Genomic DNA, 14,841 nt, shown 5'->3' with positions numbered 1-14,841 from the left:
AAGAGAGTCATCTGGCTTTGCTTTTAGAATTAGCCGCCGGCTTAAATTATTTGTAATTGTGAATACTGTAAAGATAAACGCTGCGGCCGCAGTTAATGCTTCTGTTTCAAAACTCTTTAGAACCATAGTAGATAAAGATCTCTTAGAAGTCTTTAATGATATGCTGCTAATTGCTGGTTGTGGCCCCGGCTCAGTGACTGAAGCCTGCCGACAGCCAGGCTGCCAGCGTATCTTTTTTTTTGATGATTGTAATTCAGCCCGACAAAAATTTGTGTCCTATCTGCCAGACAGATCTTTTTCGATTCGGTTAGATAATTTTACTTCTAAAAGACTCGGAATGCTGTCAAGAGTAGAATATAAATACAGGTTTTTTGATCTGGGAAATGGCCGCATTGGTTATTGCTGCGACTTATAAATTTAAGATGCGCTCTAGGACAGGAGTATTTTTTTTTCAAACTGCTTGCAGAAAAATATCTTCAGAAGCATATCAGTAGCTATTTGAACAGGATAGTCAAGGAGGTAGATAGGTCAGGGAATCTGAAGGATTGGGCTTATTAATCAAAAAATCAGGAGATGAAAAATTTTTACAGCATTTTTGTTTTTCTTGTAGTTATGTCATTTTCAACAGAAACAGGACTCGAACTTTTTTCTAAAAGTTTCGAACCTAAACTTGGCAGATCTTGGTTTTGCTGGATTTATAGTTTTCAAGATACCCATTTGCCACGATTCCGCCACAAAAGCTAGACGGGTGAAATATCTTTAAAAACCGCCCTAACTTTTTGTGACAGAAAAGGTATCCACTGCAAATTAGCTTGACTTTATAAATGCTCAAATGTTGATTACGTGAAATAGCTTGTGTCGTAATTGTAATAAAAACTTAAAATCGTATTTATATTATAATTTTTTAGGTAAAAGGAGGGAATTAAAGTAAGTGACGGAGAAACTTACTCCTAATTGTGAATTAAAATTCTTAAAACTATATAATTTTGTATGATAACAATCTAAAAATTATATTATCATGGTAATCGATCTCGTCACCCGTGAAGATTTAAACGAATTCAGAAATCTTCTATTGAATGATTTAAAGCAATTCATTCAACCTCAGTTCCAACAGAAAAATAAATGGCTAAAATCTTATGAAGTCCGAAAATTATTGAATATCTCTGCGGGAACTTTGCAAAACTTATTTTTTTGATACGTTACTTTCGTTGTGTTATTTTAATGATATAATATAGAAATGAAATTATGTTATGGAGGAAATTGTAACTAAAGAAGATTTAAGACAGTTTGGTATATCATTATTGGATAGTGTACGAACTATAATTAAAGAGAATAATCGTGAAAAAACTGAATCAGTAAAGCCTGAATGGGTAAAAAGTAAGGCGGTGAGAAAACTGCTTGATATTTCTGCTGGTTCTGTACAGAATCTTAGAACAACTCAAAAAGTGCGCTTTAAGAAAGTGCTTGGTTCATATTATTATAATAGAGAAGATCTGGAAAAGCTTTTTAAAAATGAGTCATAAAAATAATCCCACCAAAATTAATGCAATTGAATATTTGCCTAATTATATGGATGATCAAAGGCTTAATATATGGCATCTTGCTATTTTAACCGCGATTTTAGGGTTGGGGTATAAGCAGGGACAGGGAAGAAGAATCAAAGTAAGCAGAAGAAAGATTATGAAATTATCTCATGTGAATACACTGCAGACATATCATAAATATTTTAAGCAACTTCAGGATTTGGGTTATTTAAAGTACAAACCATCCTATCATCCTAGCTGTAAAAGTGAAGTAAAACTATGTAAAAAGAGGTTGTGTCAAAATGATTGAGACAACCTCTTTTTAATTTTATTAAATGATTAAAATGTATCAATAATTAGTGTTATAATTATTTTTAATTAATTGAATTTCTTTTTCAAGCTTCTCAAGCGTGGTTAAATCTTTTTGGGAAATCCCATGTCTATGCGGATTGAGTTTTTGATTTAGTATAGACATTTCTCTCCCTATAGTTGCCTGCTCTGTTATGGCATAAGCTTCTGTCTGTTTAACAGAGGAGTGCCCAAGCAATTCTTTGACTACGTTAATAGGGACATTATTGTTCAAAGTTACTGTGCTTCCAAATGTACGGCGTGCCATATGGGTATTAAGTGGGAAAGGAAAACCGCATAATATGGCAATTTCTTTAAGGTAACCATTCATTTTCTGATTGGAATAAACAGGCAGCAGAGTCCCTCGTTTGATGCAGAGAGGATGATCTTTATATTTTTCAAGAATTCTGGCAGCATGAGGCAGGAGCGGAATCTTTGCGGTTGAATTAGTTTTCTGCCGTTCAGAGATAATCCAGGGTTTTCCATCCACTCCGTCTTTTATATCAGCACTTGTGAGCTGGTAGGCATCAATGTATGCAAGCCCTGTGTAGCATTGGAATACAAAAATGTCGCGTACTATACTGAGTCTTTCTATTGAAAACTGATGGGCTTCCAATTCAGCCAATTCTTTTGCAGAGATAGGCTTTTTTACAATTTTAGTTTTTTTGCCTTTAAAGCTTTTAAAAGGGTCTTTTTCAATAATTTCTTTATCAAGTGCACGAATCACAATTTTTTTGAAGTTGGCAATGTATTTAAGGGTTGTATTATTGCTGCATTTGCGGACAGACCGCAGGTAAAACTCTAAATCTTTTACAAATTCAAGATCTAGATATGCAAATTCGAAATCATTAGCATTATACTTGAATTTTATAAAATTGGACACGTGGTTTTTGGTTATGTTAAACCTTTCCAAGGTTGCGCCCGTATAACCATTGCCAACCAACGCCTCCAATTCATCATTATGTTTCTGAAATTCTTCAAGCACTTTTACTCTCGGTGTTATTCTTCCCATCACGTAGTCCATGATTTTCTGGGAAGTTATTGGTTTTCCGCTGTAGAGTATCTCTGTTTTGATGTCGTGGATTTTCGAGGTGAGCGAGTCCAGAAAAAAATTAAGTGACTTTGCGTTTTCTTTTGTGCCGACTGCTCTTTCAGTTTTCTGGTTCCATCGCTCCAGATCCCATTGGCGTCTTGTAGATGCTTCTTTAGGAATGCCGTCAACGGTGATTCTGAAATAAACGGTTCTAATTTTACTCTCATGTCGGGGAACTTTCAAGAAGAAAATTAACCCAAAGCTGTTCTCTAGCATAATTCAATTTATTAGATTAGTAAATGTAGAATTATAACCTTATTTAAACAAGATGTAAACGTGCTTAACCCCTTTGATATAGGGACTTAAGGTGAAATTTTGTGGCACACTTTAAAAATCTTAACCTGCGCCACGAATGCGCCACGAAGATTTGGTCTGTTTTTGAAAATATTGAAAAGCGGTATAAAATAAGAAACCCTGCAAATCGTTTGATTTGCAGGGTTTTCCGTGAATTTTAGGCTTTTTTGTAAACTTTGAAAAGTCTCATTTTAAGCTTTCAGCGGAGAATAGAAGTTTCGAACCTAAATCCGTTAACCCTTTATTTTTCTGAGTTTCTAGTTTTCAAAAACATCATGTGCCACGATTCTGCCACAAAACTTAGATGCGTGAAATATCTTTAAAAACTGCCTTGATTTTTTGTGGTAAACAAGGTACCCAATCCACTCTTTTTTAGTCGTAATTTGCTCCTTAAATTCTATTTTAGTTTTTGGAATGATTTTGGCTTTATTCCGATATGTTCTTCAAAAGCTTTGGCAAAATGACTTAAATTAGAAAATCCCATCTTAAAGCCAACCTCTGAAACAGTCATTTTATTTTCTTTTAGCAATCGTGAAGCTTCCTTCATTCTGAACTTTTGGTAATAGCTAAACAAACTGTCCCCAAAAATTTGTTTAAATAATCTTTTAAACTTTGATTCGCTCATCCCTACTTCTGAAGCCAGGTGTTTTATAACTGGAGGCGCAGCAATGTTATTCAAGATTGTATCTCGCACTTTATAAATTTTTTGAACATCGATTTGATTTAGTGCGTGCGTAGTTGGATTTTCTCTTTTAAAAAGCTCTTTTAAAGTCAGACAGATTAATTCCTCGGCTTTAATTTTAAAAAAGAAATCATTGAGGGAAGCTGGAATGTCAGCCTGAATAATTTCCATGGCCACCTGCTGAATTTTTGGCGAAAGCAGCTCTTCAAATAAAATCGACTGTTCGCTGGTAATAATATTTCTGAAAATTTCATTGTCAATATTCACTCCTAGAGTTTTTGCTAATTTATCAGAATCAATTCCAATGCAAATAGAATTGAACTTAGTTCTACCCGGATAGAATGTTTCAATATTAAGTTTTCCCTTAAAAATCTGAATTGAAGGAAGATTTCCTGAATGTTTGTTTTTTGAATCGGCATCAGGAAAAATATTATTGAAAGAAAATAGTATTCGATTCAGTGCATTTTGATCTCCTAGTCTTTTCGCAAGTACATTCTCATTATACTCATAAAAGCTGAGCAGCATATTTATGGAATTCTCTAATCGAAATCCTCTTAAATAACCTTTTCCTTTACTGTCGGGTATCACTAATATTCCATTTTTTACTTCTGTGCCTAATAAATCGGCAAAACCCGCTAAAAAACCGAATTCTTCCCTTATATGTAATTTCATTAAAATGACCTTTTAGAGCTATTATTATGTCAAATGTAGCTATTTTAATCATTATTGACCAGATAACTTTGTCGGAAAATTAATTTAAATGATTCAAAATGACTAATACTAAAAGTAAAGCCATCATCAATGCCAATGTATTTGATGGCAAAAATGTAATTGGTAAAAAAACAGTTGTCTTTAGTGGCGGGGTAATTACTTCAATTTTAAATGGCTTACCAGCTGATATAGATGATGTGATTGACGGAGCAGGCTGTACTCTGCTGCCTGGTTTAATAGATGCCCATGTGCATACCTCTGTAGAATTTTTAAAAGATGCATTAAAATTTGGTATAACTACCGAATTGGAAATGATGGGAGGATTTACAAGTAAAGGACGTGAAAGCCAATTAATAGGAGTTACCGGTGCTGCCGATGTGCGTTCTGCTGGTATGGGCCTGACAGCTCCCGGCGGTCATCCTGACGAACTTATTCCTAAAGGTGATGGTATTCCTGAATTTGTCTTAAAAGAAATGGAGAAAATGAGTGAAGAAGAAAAGGCCATTTTTTTAGCTGCCCACCAGGCTCAAAAAGAAGAAGAAGAATTAAGTGCAGATGTTACTTCACTTAACGGAGCGATAGATTTTGTGCGTCGTCAGGTAAATAATGGCGCAGATTATTTTAAAATAATGATTGAGGAAGGAACTGTAATGAATGCACCGGGATTACCTGTCATTGAAACTCCTGTATTAAAAGCAGCTGTAGAGGAAGCTCATAAATTAGGTAAAATTGCCATAGCCCACGTTTTAACAGCGAAGGCGGCAAAAACAGCAGTTGAAATTGGTGTTGATGGTTTGGCACATTTGTTTATTGACAGACCAGATTGGACTCAAGATCTTATAGAATCCATCGTCAACAAAGGAATTTTCGTAACACCCTGTCTGGTATTAAATTCATCGATTATAGGAAATTCTGCCTGTCATGTTGCACATGATGAAAGAGTTGAAAATAAATTGAATGAAGACTGGAAAATGACAATGTGTTCTTGTTTCAATACTTTCCCAGAAGGCAGTATGGAAGATAACTTTAATAATGTGAAGGATTTGCATGATGCTGGAGTAGATATACTTGTTGGAACAGATGTTTCAGTACCTATGCCTCATTTAGGAGGTCTTGCACATGGTGTGAGCGTTCATCATGAAATGCAGCTGTTGGTAGAAGCCGGATTAAGCCCAATTGAGGCATTAAGATCTGCAACATCAGTAACGTCCAAAAGATTTAATTTATCAGACAGGGGATTAATTGCCGAAGGAATGAGAGCAGATTTACTATTGGTTAAAGGCGATCCTACTGTAAATATTTCAGATTCTCTGTCTATAATGGGTATATGGAAAGAAGGTGAATCTTATCACAGCTAGTCTTGCAGGATTTTATAATCCATAATACTCATAACTCCACTTTTGTCCACTTCGTTACTCCATTTGTCCATCTAGGCTATATTTTCATTTCAAAACAAGTAATGCCATGGTACTTTTGACAAGGAAATTAATAAAACTAATAAATTATTAAATTAAAAAACATGAAAACTTTAAATTTTGCATCAGCCGCAGTTTCTGCCCTCAGCCTTTTAGCATTGATTATTACAAGTACAGCTTCTGCCCAGCAATCAGGAATAAAACGTACAGATTTACAACGTTACGATCTTAGTGTACCCGGATACGAAACGGTTCAGGCACGCATCGATTTTGAAGCTCATACCGCTTTTGGAAAACACTCTCACCCGGGTGAGGAGGTTATTTATGTCCTTGATGGCGTCTTAGAGTATGAAGTTGAAGGTCAGTCTCCTGTTACTTTAAAGGCTGGAGAAGTACTTTTTATTCCAGCTGGCGTAGTTCACTCAGCAAGAAATAACAGCCATTCAAAAGCTTCGGAACTGGCGACATATATAGTAGAAAAAGGAAAACCAGTTTTGGTAATGAAAAAGTAAAGAAATGATTATAATTAAAATTTATAATAACTTAAAATTATTAATTTGATTTATAATTAAAGAAACCGCAATTTTGTCCTGTCAATAAGAAATAAAAAAAACTTTAAATAATAATTAAAACACAAAAGAAATGAAAACCAATTTAAAAACAATCTTAACAACAAGCTTCGCCATTTTTTTATTAGCAGTAACAACTGCATTCTCTCAAAGCCAAAGAAAACCGGCAAGCCTTGGAAGAGAAGAATATATTGAAGTAGAAAAAAATGTAAAACTGCATGTAACGGATTTAGGAGAAGGAAAACCGGTAGTGCTAATTCACGGATGGCCATTGAGCGATGCGATGTACGAATACCAATATGCAGAACTTATCCAAAAAGGATATCGCGTTATAGGAATCACCTTAAGAGGTTTTGGATTATCAGACAAACCGGGTGGTGCATACAACTATGATGTTTATGCAGATGATATCAAAGTGATTCTTGACAAACTTAAAATTGAAGATGCAACTATCGGAGGATTCTCTATGGGAGGTGCGACAGTTATTCACTATGTAGCAAAATACAATGCAGCCCACGTTTCAAAACTGGCATTGTTTGGTGCGGCGGCTCCTTTATGGACTAAAAGAGCTGACTTTAACTATGGTTTCTGGACAAAAGAAGATGTAAATGGTCTTATTGCCCTTAATAATACCAACAGACCACAATTATTTGAGAATTTCGGAAAAATATTCCCAGCCAATGAAACAAGCGTATCTGCAGGACAAGGTGCATGGCTAGGAACTATTCAGGCGCAGGCTTCTCCATATGCAATGGCTGAATCTATGAAAGCACTTCGTGATACAGATTTAAGAGAAGATTTGAAAAAAATCAAAATTCCAACTCTTATTCTTCACGGAACACAGGACAAAATTTGTTCTTACGAATTGGCTGAGCAAATGCACAAATCAATTACCAATTCTACTTTGATTCCATTTGAGAAAAGCGGTCATGCCTTGTTTATTGAAGAGCTTCCAAAATTTAATGCCGAATTGATCAAATTCATAAAATAAGTAAAAACAAAAATCAGGAAAGCTGTCTTTTAAGATGGCTTTCTTTTTTAGATAATTATAATAGGAAATAATGAAAAATATAGTAATGCTTGCATTAGTACTATTGAGTTTTAATTTGTCAGCACAGACTCCGGAGAAAAAATTAAGTCAGTTAGGAATTCAATTGCCACAAATACCAGAATCCTTAGGAAGTTATGTGGACATCATACAAGTTGGAAATCTGGTATTCCTTTCGGGAAGAGGACCGCTTAAAGCAGATGGGAAATACATTGTCGGTAAAGTAGGACAGGAACTCACTACTGACGACGGTTACCGAGCCGCTAGATTAACGGCCATAAATCAGCTAGCGATACTTAAACGTGCTTTTGGAAGCCTCAATAAAATAAAAAGAATAGTAAAAGTAAACGGTTATGTAAATACTGCCGATTTGTTTACTGAGCAGTCAATAGTAATGAATGGCTTTTCAGATTTATTAATTGAAGTATTTGGTGAGCAGGGCAGACATGCGCGTACTTCCGTGGGGGTGTATACCCTTCCAAATAACATGGCGGTTGAAGCAGAAATGATTATAGAAATGAAATAACTGCTTAAGCATAATTAAATTCGCTTCACCATTCGAACCTAATTAGAGAAGAATTAGATTTTAATGATTTAATTAACATGTGAAGAGTTACTCGCCACGATTCTGCCACAAAAAAACGCTAGATTATTTAATATCGTTATAAACCGCTTTAACTTTTTGTGGCAAAAAAGGTATTTCTTGCAAATGCAATGTGCCACGAATCTGCTACACATTTAAATTGTCATCATTTATGAATTTTACTTACATATTACCTAATATAACTAATTCGGGTAATCAAAAAAACTTTTTAAAATCTTATTTCGTTTAAATTCTAAGACCTTAATTTATCTATAAAAAATTTGCAAGTAATTTTGCCTTTTTTTCACGCTCTTATTCTTGCTGGGTTCATAGAGGACTTCCTGAATTCCATTTTTTAGAACTACCACTTTATAGGGTTGCTTCATTTTCTCGGTCAGATGATAAATCGTTAATGCTTCGGCTAGATCTTCAAACCATGACGCTGTGCTGTAGAGAGAAACAAAAGGTGTTTTTTGAATTGCTTTATATACTTCTGGGGCATATGAAACTTCGATTGGTTTACCACTTCTAAAGAGTACAGTCTCCAGTAATGGTTTGATTACGTTCTCCGAAGGCTCATTATATTTATCCCAAACATTTTGTGTAAAGGCTTTTGATCCTTCCCAAACATCTTTTTTATTCAGATGAGGAGTTAGATTTAGAACACCATCCAGAACATGTGTAGCTTCATGAAGTAAAACGTAGATAATGGCATCCAGATTACCAGCTTCAATCGTAACCTGATATTGACTGTCTGTTGATTTTTCATAGCAGGTGTTTTCTTTCCAGGTTGTCCACTCAGAAATAGTCTGGTTAAGAATTTCAGCACGGAAAGTTATATTATACATTTTTAGCGAATCAGATGTTTCGACTGGTGATGTAAGGGCAATATTGGGCATATTATCCATAAAACTGATACTGTGCAGATGCTTTTTTAGAATTTTTTGATGTAATGGAGGCAGTATAGCAAAGGCATTGTTTAACTTCTCTCTTTCAAGATCGGTTAATTTATGTTCAACAGGATCCATGCCTGCATCACGAAATTTTTTAAAAACACTCTCCGGCGCAGGCCTAGTGCGTTCAGCCAATGTGCTAATATTGGGATCTTTAACTTGCTGTGCATTAATATTCATTGCAGTTAAAAAGAGGCATATAAAAGTGTACACAAAATATTTACTTGTCATTATTTTATTTTTTTCTGATTTTTTAAAGACTTTCTCCTGAACCCTGAATACTGAGGTATTTATTCTTAAAGCCAAATGGGGTTTCATTGGTTTTTATAAAAAAAAGACGGCTAAAATAAGCTGGGTCTTCATACCCTAGGTCATATGCGATTTCTTTCGCACTTTTAGCGGTGTGAACTAAAAGTCTTTTTGCTTCTAATATGATGCGATTTTTGATAATTTCATTGGGTTGCGGCAGGTTCATCCGCTTAAATTTATGGGTTAGCGTCTTGGGTGCTATAGCAAGTATATCGGCATAGTCCGCTACACTGTGTTTTTGTTTATAGTTTGCTTCAACCAATTGGGTGAAACGCCTGAAAAATTCGAGATCATTATGCTGTTGTGCCAATATACCTTCAAGATGTTGCAATTTCCAGAGTCGGGTTGACTTAATGAAGATTTGTTTCAGGTAAGTACGTATCATTTCCTCTTGTGAGGAATCTTTCAAAATAAATTCATCCTGCATCTGAACAAATAAATAATCGATAAATGCTGACTCTGTCTGAGGTACAGTCGTCATAGGCATATTATGAATATTATTAAACAGAAGTCCATCGCAGGCAACTTCCTCGTCATGAATTTGAATACAGTAAAAATCACTGTTGTAAAATATAAAGAAGCCTTCTTCCTTACCGATTTCTTCGATGCTGAGAACCTGATTGGGACTTATAAAAAAAAGAGAACTGCCCGAAGTATTGTATACTTGAAAATCTACCTTGATCTTACAGTCTGCAGAAAGGTACAGCACTTTTATATACTCTTTGTAAGCTTCAGAATTGATCATTTCGAGGCTGTCATTATCTACTTTCAGCATGCCTATTTTTTTCAGGCTTACATCAAAAACGTGTTCTTTCATTATCAATTCTTCTATTAAAAGCCGGTCTTTAAAGGACCGGCGACGATACTTAATTAGCTTCTAATCTTTATTTTTTACAAAGCATTTAATGAACTGCGACTATAAATTATTTTTTTGCAAACTTTTCAAGTTCTGTATTGAATCTTTCCATTTCCTCAATAAATAGTGCATGTCCGCTGTTTTCAAACTTTACAATGTAAGAGTTTTTTAGACCTTTGTGCAATTGCTCTGCAAACACGAAATCACATAGCTTATCTTTCGTGCCATGAAATATTGCTACAGGCACATTAATTTTTGATAAGGCAGGACGTAAATCAAGATCTCGCAAAGCTATTATTGACTGTGTTGTTGCATAAGGAGATGCATCAGAATTAATACTTGCCAGCCATTGAGACATAGTTGGTGAGATTGCATTTTCAGACGCCCCAAATGCTTTACCAAAATCTTCAATCAACTGCTGTCTGTTTGTTCTTGTTGTATGTATTAATCCTGCAGCAGCTTCATCAGTAGCACCATAAGGAAAACCTTCACGTTGTTTCCACGAAGGCGCGGCAGCGGCAAAAAGTGCCAGTTTGCTCACGTGTGCTCCATTGTATTTTGCCATATAATGTATGACAACGGCACCTCCCATAGAAAAACCGCCAAGAACTGCATTTTCGATCTTAAGTTTATCTAAAACTACCTTGATGTCATCTGAGAAAACATCAAAATCGTATTTACCATAGGGTCTGTCAGATTTTCCAAATCCTCTCATCGATATTCCGATCACCCTGAAACCTTTTTGAACAAAATATTGATATTGATATTCATACATTGCATCATTTAACGGCCATCCGTGTATTAATACAATAGGCTGTCCTTCCCCAAGGTCGGTTACATGAAGTTTTACATTTGGTTCAACTTCAATAAATTCTAATCTTCCGGCTGATGCAGGAACTCGTTTTGATTGAGCAAATAACGGCTGGCTTAAAGTAAAGATACATAAAAGGCTTAATGTTGAAATAAGTGTTTTCATTTTGTTTATTTTTAATTAGTTACTATTTGTTTTGAATTATTTACAGTACAAAGATGCGTAAAACACTAAGGCTTGAAAATGGACATTTGGAAGAGTCCATTGTACATTTTTCCCTATATCGAAAAACGTCTCTTTTGGACACAAAAAATAACTCTATTTAATCTATAACTTTATTTAAATCAATGAAGTAAAATCCTGATGTAACCTTTATAAGTAAGTACGGAATTACGATCGATATAGGGATATAAAAGTACTTATCGGGTTAAAATCCCAGACAGTCCAAAAACATTTAGAAATTAAGAGTTAGATTGTTAACACACGGGTTTTGTAGTAAATTAAGCTTTAAGCTTATTACCTTAACCTTTTGAAGACTTCTCGATATCATTGAGTAGATGTGCTAGTACAACTGCGTCGTCAAAAGTTGGTACTGTTTTGGTTTTATTTTTTATATCAGCAGCTACTCTTTTGTAAATCCCCGCTACATTTCTAATTACCGGATTATCAGGCAAACCCTCATACATTTCATTTGGAATTGGCAGGTTTTGTAATTTCGTGTCTTTCCCTTGGGCTCCCTGAATTGTCAACGGGACAAATTGACCATGTCCAAGCGGTCCTGTTACCTGTATATCTCCTTGCGTTCCATTAATCTCCCACAAAAGGTTAGTGCCTCTTGAAACGCCGCCACGGTAATGAATAGAAATTGCAGCCCCATTTTTTAATTGGCCTATTACCATAATCTGGTCTTCAGAGGTCTTAGGCTTTATCTCGCCACTATCAGTAAGTTTTACTGTAGTGAAATGGTTTATCATTTTTGCTGTCAAAGTATCAAAGCCGCCTAAAACTTTAGTTACGCCGGCTAATGTATGCCCCAAGGGAATGGTCAGCATTGTAGCGCCGTTTGTTTTATCGTATAGATAATAGTTAGCCGAAATTGCTTCATCTGACCAAGGACCTCCCGAGCCTAGAAGTGTAGTGGATAAAACCTTCCCTACATAGCCATCTTTAATAAGATGTTTTAGGTAAATTAATTCCGGCGATACAACCATTTGCGTCCCTACTGCTGCAACTACATTTTTCCGTGCCGCAATAGCTGCCAACTGCTCCGTTTCAGTAAGCCCGTTGCCCAGGGGGTGTTCGCAGTACACGTGTTTGCCTGCTTCAAGCGCAGCCTTTACAAGATCATAATGGTGAGGGACTTTTACAGTAATAACAACCAGCTCTATTTCGGCTGATGCAATTAAGGCATCTGGGTTTTCATAAGCGATTGGTATCTCTAGCACATCTGCAGCTTTTAAAGCGCTTTCATGAGTAGAATTGGCTACTCCAATAATCTCAAAGGTATCAGACAGCTGCTTTAGTGCAGGAAGATGTGACTTTGATGCCCACTGGCTGTCAGGGTTAAGTCCTATAATGCCTACTTTTATTTTTTCTGTTTTCATTTATTTCTATTATACTTTGATTGCAAAATTAAAAAGAAGACCATAATTTTGTAGTGTACACAACCCTTTGTATGTACATACAATTTTGTAAGTAATGACAAATAGAAAAGAAAATACCACAAATAACATCAATCGAAATTTTCTTTCAGATTGTAATCTCACCTACGCCGTACAACTAATGGGCGGAAGGTGGAAACTGCCAATTTTAATACGGTTAAGTAACGGTAAAAAACGTTTTGGGGAGCTTAAAAGGATAATCCCGAACATTACCGAAAGGATGCTGACATTACAGCTTCGCGAGCTGGAACGTGATGGATTGGTAATACGCACGGTGTATCATGAAGTGCCTCCGCGGGTTGAATATGAACTTACTCCTGTAAGCAGTGCTCTCATTCCTATTTGCCTGCAATTGGATGATTGGGGGGCAAAACACAAAGATGTTCATTTAGGAATTTCGTCAACCTTAATTCCTTAATCATGAACATGTTGCAAATAGAGAAAGATAAGGTGAATGTAAAATCTACCAAGATCTAGACACCAAAGATTTAGTTTCGAAACTTTATAAAACAATTAGGAGAATTAAATAGGTCAATTATTTAATTGTATGTAATTCTCCTAACAGAATAATCATAATTTAAGGTCTGATTCCGAAACTTTAATTAATTTTCAACGATTCTATATGCTTTCCTTTAAACGTTAAATTATAGGTAAGAATCACGGGACTCCCTGGAAAAGTTCCGGATACTTCTGCTTTTAAATTTCCCTTTTCAGCATCTCCTTCAAATTCAAGCGGTTTTATTGCCGTATTGTATTCTTTTGAGCTTTTTTCTATCCAGTTTTTTATTGCTGTTTTGCTGGTATAATTTTTTCCCTCGTCAAATACGATTGCAGTTTCTGAAAAGCAATCGGCAAAAGCCGAACTGTCAAAATTGTTTTGCGCTTTTACTAAGTCTTGTATTACTTCTGGTAAGTTCATAATGTATCTATTTTATGGTTACTAATGCTTATTTATTTTATTTACTATTATTTTATTGGACATATCGACCTCTTCTTTCAAGGTAACTATTACCTATATTAAAAATCAAATCGTTGGAATTGTTCCGCCATCGATTACATATTCTGTTCCTGTGAGATAACCTGCTCTGGGTGATACTAGAAATCCAACGAGTTCTGCGACTTCTTCCGGTTTGGCTGGTCTTCCGTAAGGTATACCTCCCAAAGCTGTCATCACGCTTTTTTCAGCCTCTTTTATGGGTATATTACTGCTTTCGGAAATACGCTCCATCATTCGTATTGATGCTTCGGTCATAATCCATCCTGGAGAAACTGTCAATACACGTACACCTTTTGGAGATACTTCTTTCGATAGTCCTTTACTATAATTAATAAGTCCGGCTTTTGCAGCAGCATACGGCAGAGTGGAATCATACAAAGGAAGTTTTCCCTGAATAGATGCTATGTGGATTATTACTCCGCTTTTACCTTCAAGCATTTGAGGAAGAACTGCCTTGTCCAGACGAACTGGTGCCAGTAAATTGGCTTGTATTGTTTCTTCCCAATATGTATTGGTTAATGCGGCAAATCCTCCGCCAGGAGTTTCAGAACCTCCCAGATTGTTTACAAGGATATCTAACTTACCGAATCTCTCAAATATTTCAGAAGCAACTTTGGCAGCAGCTTCTGGTTTGCTTAAATCTGCAGAAATGAAATGCAGGTCTTTATCTGGTGTTTCAGGTTGGTTTCTTGCGCTGATAATTACCGTAGCACCGGCATTTTTTAAACGTTCTGCTATCGCTCTGCCAGCTCCTTTTGTGCCTCCTGTTACCAATGCAATTTTGCCTGATAACTCGTTTTGATAATCTACTATTTGTTTCATGATGATTTCTTTTGTACAAATTTCAGAAGTATGCAACTTTCTCACAAGTACGGAATTACGATTCAGGTAGGGACAAATTTTTCCCCTATTGCACAAATCGTAACATACTAGTACTTTTACAATATGTATGAAAGAAAAACAATACCGAACTTAAACTGTGGACTTG

Annotated in this window: 16 protein-coding genes and 1 pseudogene; 9 read left to right on the top strand and 8 right to left on the bottom strand. The window is 35.7% G+C overall.

Annotation, left to right across the window (positions count from 1 at the left end; genetic code table 11):
• Window positions 1–58: 58 nt before the first annotated feature.
• The 4 genes and pseudogenes from JE46_RS16695 (at window position 59) to JE46_RS16680 (ending at window position 1,833) form a co-directional block, all read left to right on the top strand.
• Window positions 59–415: a hypothetical protein gene (locus JE46_RS16695; RefSeq protein ID WP_031456418.1), complete on the top strand. Its 357-nt coding sequence runs from the start codon at window positions 59–61 to the stop codon at window positions 413–415.
• A 603-nt stretch (window positions 416–1,018) separates the two neighbouring features.
• Window positions 1,019–1,186, top strand: a pseudogene (locus tag JE46_RS24735) (helix-turn-helix domain-containing protein); the annotation flags it as partial.
• 64 nt (window positions 1,187–1,250) lie between these two features.
• Window positions 1,251–1,523, top strand: a complete 273-nt coding sequence (locus JE46_RS16685) for a MerR family transcriptional regulator (RefSeq protein WP_031456416.1) — start codon at window positions 1,251–1,253, stop codon at window positions 1,521–1,523.
• Window positions 1,513–1,833, top strand: coding sequence for a hypothetical protein (locus JE46_RS16680; RefSeq protein WP_051872906.1), 321 nt, complete (start codon window positions 1,513–1,515; stop codon window positions 1,831–1,833). The genes JE46_RS16685 and JE46_RS16680 overlap by 11 nt, the downstream gene beginning before the upstream one ends.
• A 39-nt stretch (window positions 1,834–1,872) precedes the next feature.
• Here JE46_RS16680 and JE46_RS16675 read toward each other — a convergent pair whose 3' ends face one another.
• Window positions 1,873–3,180: a site-specific integrase gene (locus JE46_RS16675; RefSeq protein ID WP_031456414.1), complete on the bottom strand. Its 1,308-nt coding sequence runs from the start codon at window positions 3,178–3,180 to the stop codon at window positions 1,873–1,875.
• A gap of 475 nt (window positions 3,181–3,655) precedes the next feature.
• Window positions 3,656–4,612, bottom strand: a complete 957-nt coding sequence (locus JE46_RS16670) for an AraC family transcriptional regulator (protein ID WP_031456413.1) — start codon at window positions 4,610–4,612, stop codon at window positions 3,656–3,658.
• A 98-nt stretch (window positions 4,613–4,710) separates the two neighbouring features.
• Here JE46_RS16670 and JE46_RS16665 point away from each other — a divergent pair, with 98 nt between their 5' ends.
• The 4 genes from JE46_RS16665 to JE46_RS16650 all read left to right on the top strand — a co-directional run bounded on the left by JE46_RS16665 (window position 4,711) and on the right by JE46_RS16650 (window position 8,209).
• On the top strand, window positions 4,711–6,009 hold the full coding sequence (locus tag JE46_RS16665) for an amidohydrolase family protein (RefSeq protein WP_031456412.1): 1,299 nt from the start codon (window positions 4,711–4,713) through the stop codon (window positions 6,007–6,009).
• Window positions 6,010–6,170: 161 nt separating this feature from the next.
• Window positions 6,171–6,578, top strand: a complete 408-nt coding sequence (locus tag JE46_RS16660; protein WP_031456411.1) for a cupin domain-containing protein — start codon at window positions 6,171–6,173, stop codon at window positions 6,576–6,578.
• Window positions 6,579–6,708: 130 nt separating this feature from the next.
• Window positions 6,709–7,626, top strand: coding sequence for an alpha/beta fold hydrolase (locus tag JE46_RS16655; RefSeq protein WP_031456410.1), 918 nt, complete (start codon window positions 6,709–6,711; stop codon window positions 7,624–7,626).
• Window positions 7,627–7,696: 70 nt separating this feature from the next.
• Window positions 7,697–8,209 (top strand): RidA family protein, encoded by a 513-nt coding sequence (locus JE46_RS16650; protein WP_031456409.1) that lies wholly within the window; start codon window positions 7,697–7,699, stop codon window positions 8,207–8,209.
• Window positions 8,210–8,532: 323 nt separating this feature from the next.
• Here JE46_RS16650 and JE46_RS16645 read toward each other — a convergent pair whose 3' ends face one another.
• The 4 genes from JE46_RS16645 to JE46_RS16630 all read right to left on the bottom strand — a co-directional run bounded on the left by JE46_RS16645 (window position 8,533) and on the right by JE46_RS16630 (window position 12,799).
• A complete protein-coding gene (locus JE46_RS16645; RefSeq protein ID WP_209445158.1) occupies window positions 8,533–9,450 on the bottom strand; it encodes a hypothetical protein in 918 nt (305 codons plus the stop codon).
• A 22-nt stretch (window positions 9,451–9,472) separates the two neighbouring features.
• Entirely contained in the window at window positions 9,473–10,345 is an 873-nt protein-coding gene (locus tag JE46_RS16640) for a helix-turn-helix domain-containing protein (RefSeq protein WP_031456407.1), read from the bottom strand.
• 106 nt (window positions 10,346–10,451) lie between these two features.
• Window positions 10,452–11,360, bottom strand: a complete 909-nt coding sequence (locus tag JE46_RS16635) for an alpha/beta fold hydrolase (RefSeq protein WP_031456406.1) — start codon at window positions 11,358–11,360, stop codon at window positions 10,452–10,454.
• 356 nt (window positions 11,361–11,716) lie between these two features.
• Complete coding sequence (locus tag JE46_RS16630; RefSeq protein WP_031456405.1) at window positions 11,717–12,799, bottom strand: Gfo/Idh/MocA family protein; 1,083 nt, start codon at window positions 12,797–12,799, stop codon at window positions 11,717–11,719.
• A gap of 94 nt (window positions 12,800–12,893) precedes the next feature.
• Here JE46_RS16630 and JE46_RS16625 point away from each other — a divergent pair, with 94 nt between their 5' ends.
• On the top strand, window positions 12,894–13,274 hold the full coding sequence (locus tag JE46_RS16625; protein ID WP_031456404.1) for a winged helix-turn-helix transcriptional regulator: 381 nt from the start codon (window positions 12,894–12,896) through the stop codon (window positions 13,272–13,274).
• 180 nt (window positions 13,275–13,454) lie between these two features.
• On the opposite strand, the gene JE46_RS16620 is transcribed toward JE46_RS16625, so the two are convergent.
• Together JE46_RS16620 and JE46_RS16615 are read right to left on the bottom strand one after the other, a co-directional pair.
• Window positions 13,455–13,775 carry a hypothetical protein gene (locus JE46_RS16620; RefSeq protein WP_031456403.1) on the bottom strand — a complete coding sequence of 107 codons (321 nt, stop codon included), beginning with the start codon at window positions 13,773–13,775 and terminating at the stop codon, window positions 13,455–13,457.
• A gap of 105 nt (window positions 13,776–13,880) precedes the next feature.
• On the bottom strand, window positions 13,881–14,675 hold the full coding sequence (locus JE46_RS16615; protein ID WP_031456402.1) for an SDR family oxidoreductase: 795 nt from the start codon (window positions 14,673–14,675) through the stop codon (window positions 13,881–13,883).
• Between the last annotated feature and the right edge of the window lie 166 nt (window positions 14,676–14,841).

It is taken from the genome of Flavobacterium chungangense LMG 26729 (genome assembly GCF_000735715.2).
In the GTDB taxonomy this organism is placed as follows: domain Bacteria; phylum Bacteroidota; class Bacteroidia; order Flavobacteriales; family Flavobacteriaceae; genus Flavobacterium; species Flavobacterium chungangense.
The sequence above is the reverse complement of the archived record's forward strand: the minus strand, read 5'-3'. Positions and strand labels throughout refer to the sequence as shown.

Excerpts from the sequence above, each read along its gene's own strand:
- JE46_RS16625 (WP_031456404.1), top strand. The coding sequence starts at position 12,894 with ATGACAAATAGAAAAGAAAATACCACAAATAACATCAATCGAAATTTT.
- JE46_RS16630 (WP_031456405.1), bottom strand. The coding sequence starts at position 12,799 with ATGAAAACAGAAAAAATAAAAGTAGGCATTATAGGACTTAACCCTGAC.
- JE46_RS16640 (WP_031456407.1), bottom strand. The coding sequence starts at position 10,345 with ATGAAAGAACACGTTTTTGATGTAAGCCTGAAAAAAATAGGCATGCTG.
- JE46_RS16665 (WP_031456412.1), top strand. The coding sequence starts at position 4,711 with ATGACTAATACTAAAAGTAAAGCCATCATCAATGCCAATGTATTTGAT.
- JE46_RS16655 (WP_031456410.1), top strand. The coding sequence starts at position 6,709 with ATGAAAACCAATTTAAAAACAATCTTAACAACAAGCTTCGCCATTTTT.
- JE46_RS16620 (WP_031456403.1), bottom strand. The coding sequence starts at position 13,775 with ATGAACTTACCAGAAGTAATACAAGACTTAGTAAAAGCGCAAAACAAT.
- JE46_RS16635 (WP_031456406.1), bottom strand. The coding sequence starts at position 11,360 with ATGAAAACACTTATTTCAACATTAAGCCTTTTATGTATCTTTACTTTA.
- JE46_RS16670 (WP_031456413.1), bottom strand. The coding sequence starts at position 4,612 with ATGAAATTACATATAAGGGAAGAATTCGGTTTTTTAGCGGGTTTTGCC.
- JE46_RS16675 (WP_031456414.1), bottom strand. The coding sequence starts at position 3,180 with ATGCTAGAGAACAGCTTTGGGTTAATTTTCTTCTTGAAAGTTCCCCGA.
- JE46_RS16680 (WP_051872906.1), top strand. The coding sequence starts at position 1,513 with ATGAGTCATAAAAATAATCCCACCAAAATTAATGCAATTGAATATTTG.
- JE46_RS16660 (WP_031456411.1), top strand. The coding sequence starts at position 6,171 with ATGAAAACTTTAAATTTTGCATCAGCCGCAGTTTCTGCCCTCAGCCTT.
- JE46_RS16685 (WP_031456416.1), top strand. The coding sequence starts at position 1,251 with ATGGAGGAAATTGTAACTAAAGAAGATTTAAGACAGTTTGGTATATCA.
- JE46_RS16650 (WP_031456409.1), top strand. The coding sequence starts at position 7,697 with ATGAAAAATATAGTAATGCTTGCATTAGTACTATTGAGTTTTAATTTG.
- JE46_RS16645 (WP_209445158.1), bottom strand. The coding sequence starts at position 9,450 with ATGACAAGTAAATATTTTGTGTACACTTTTATATGCCTCTTTTTAACT.
- JE46_RS16615 (WP_031456402.1), bottom strand. The coding sequence starts at position 14,675 with ATGAAACAAATAGTAGATTATCAAAACGAGTTATCAGGCAAAATTGCA.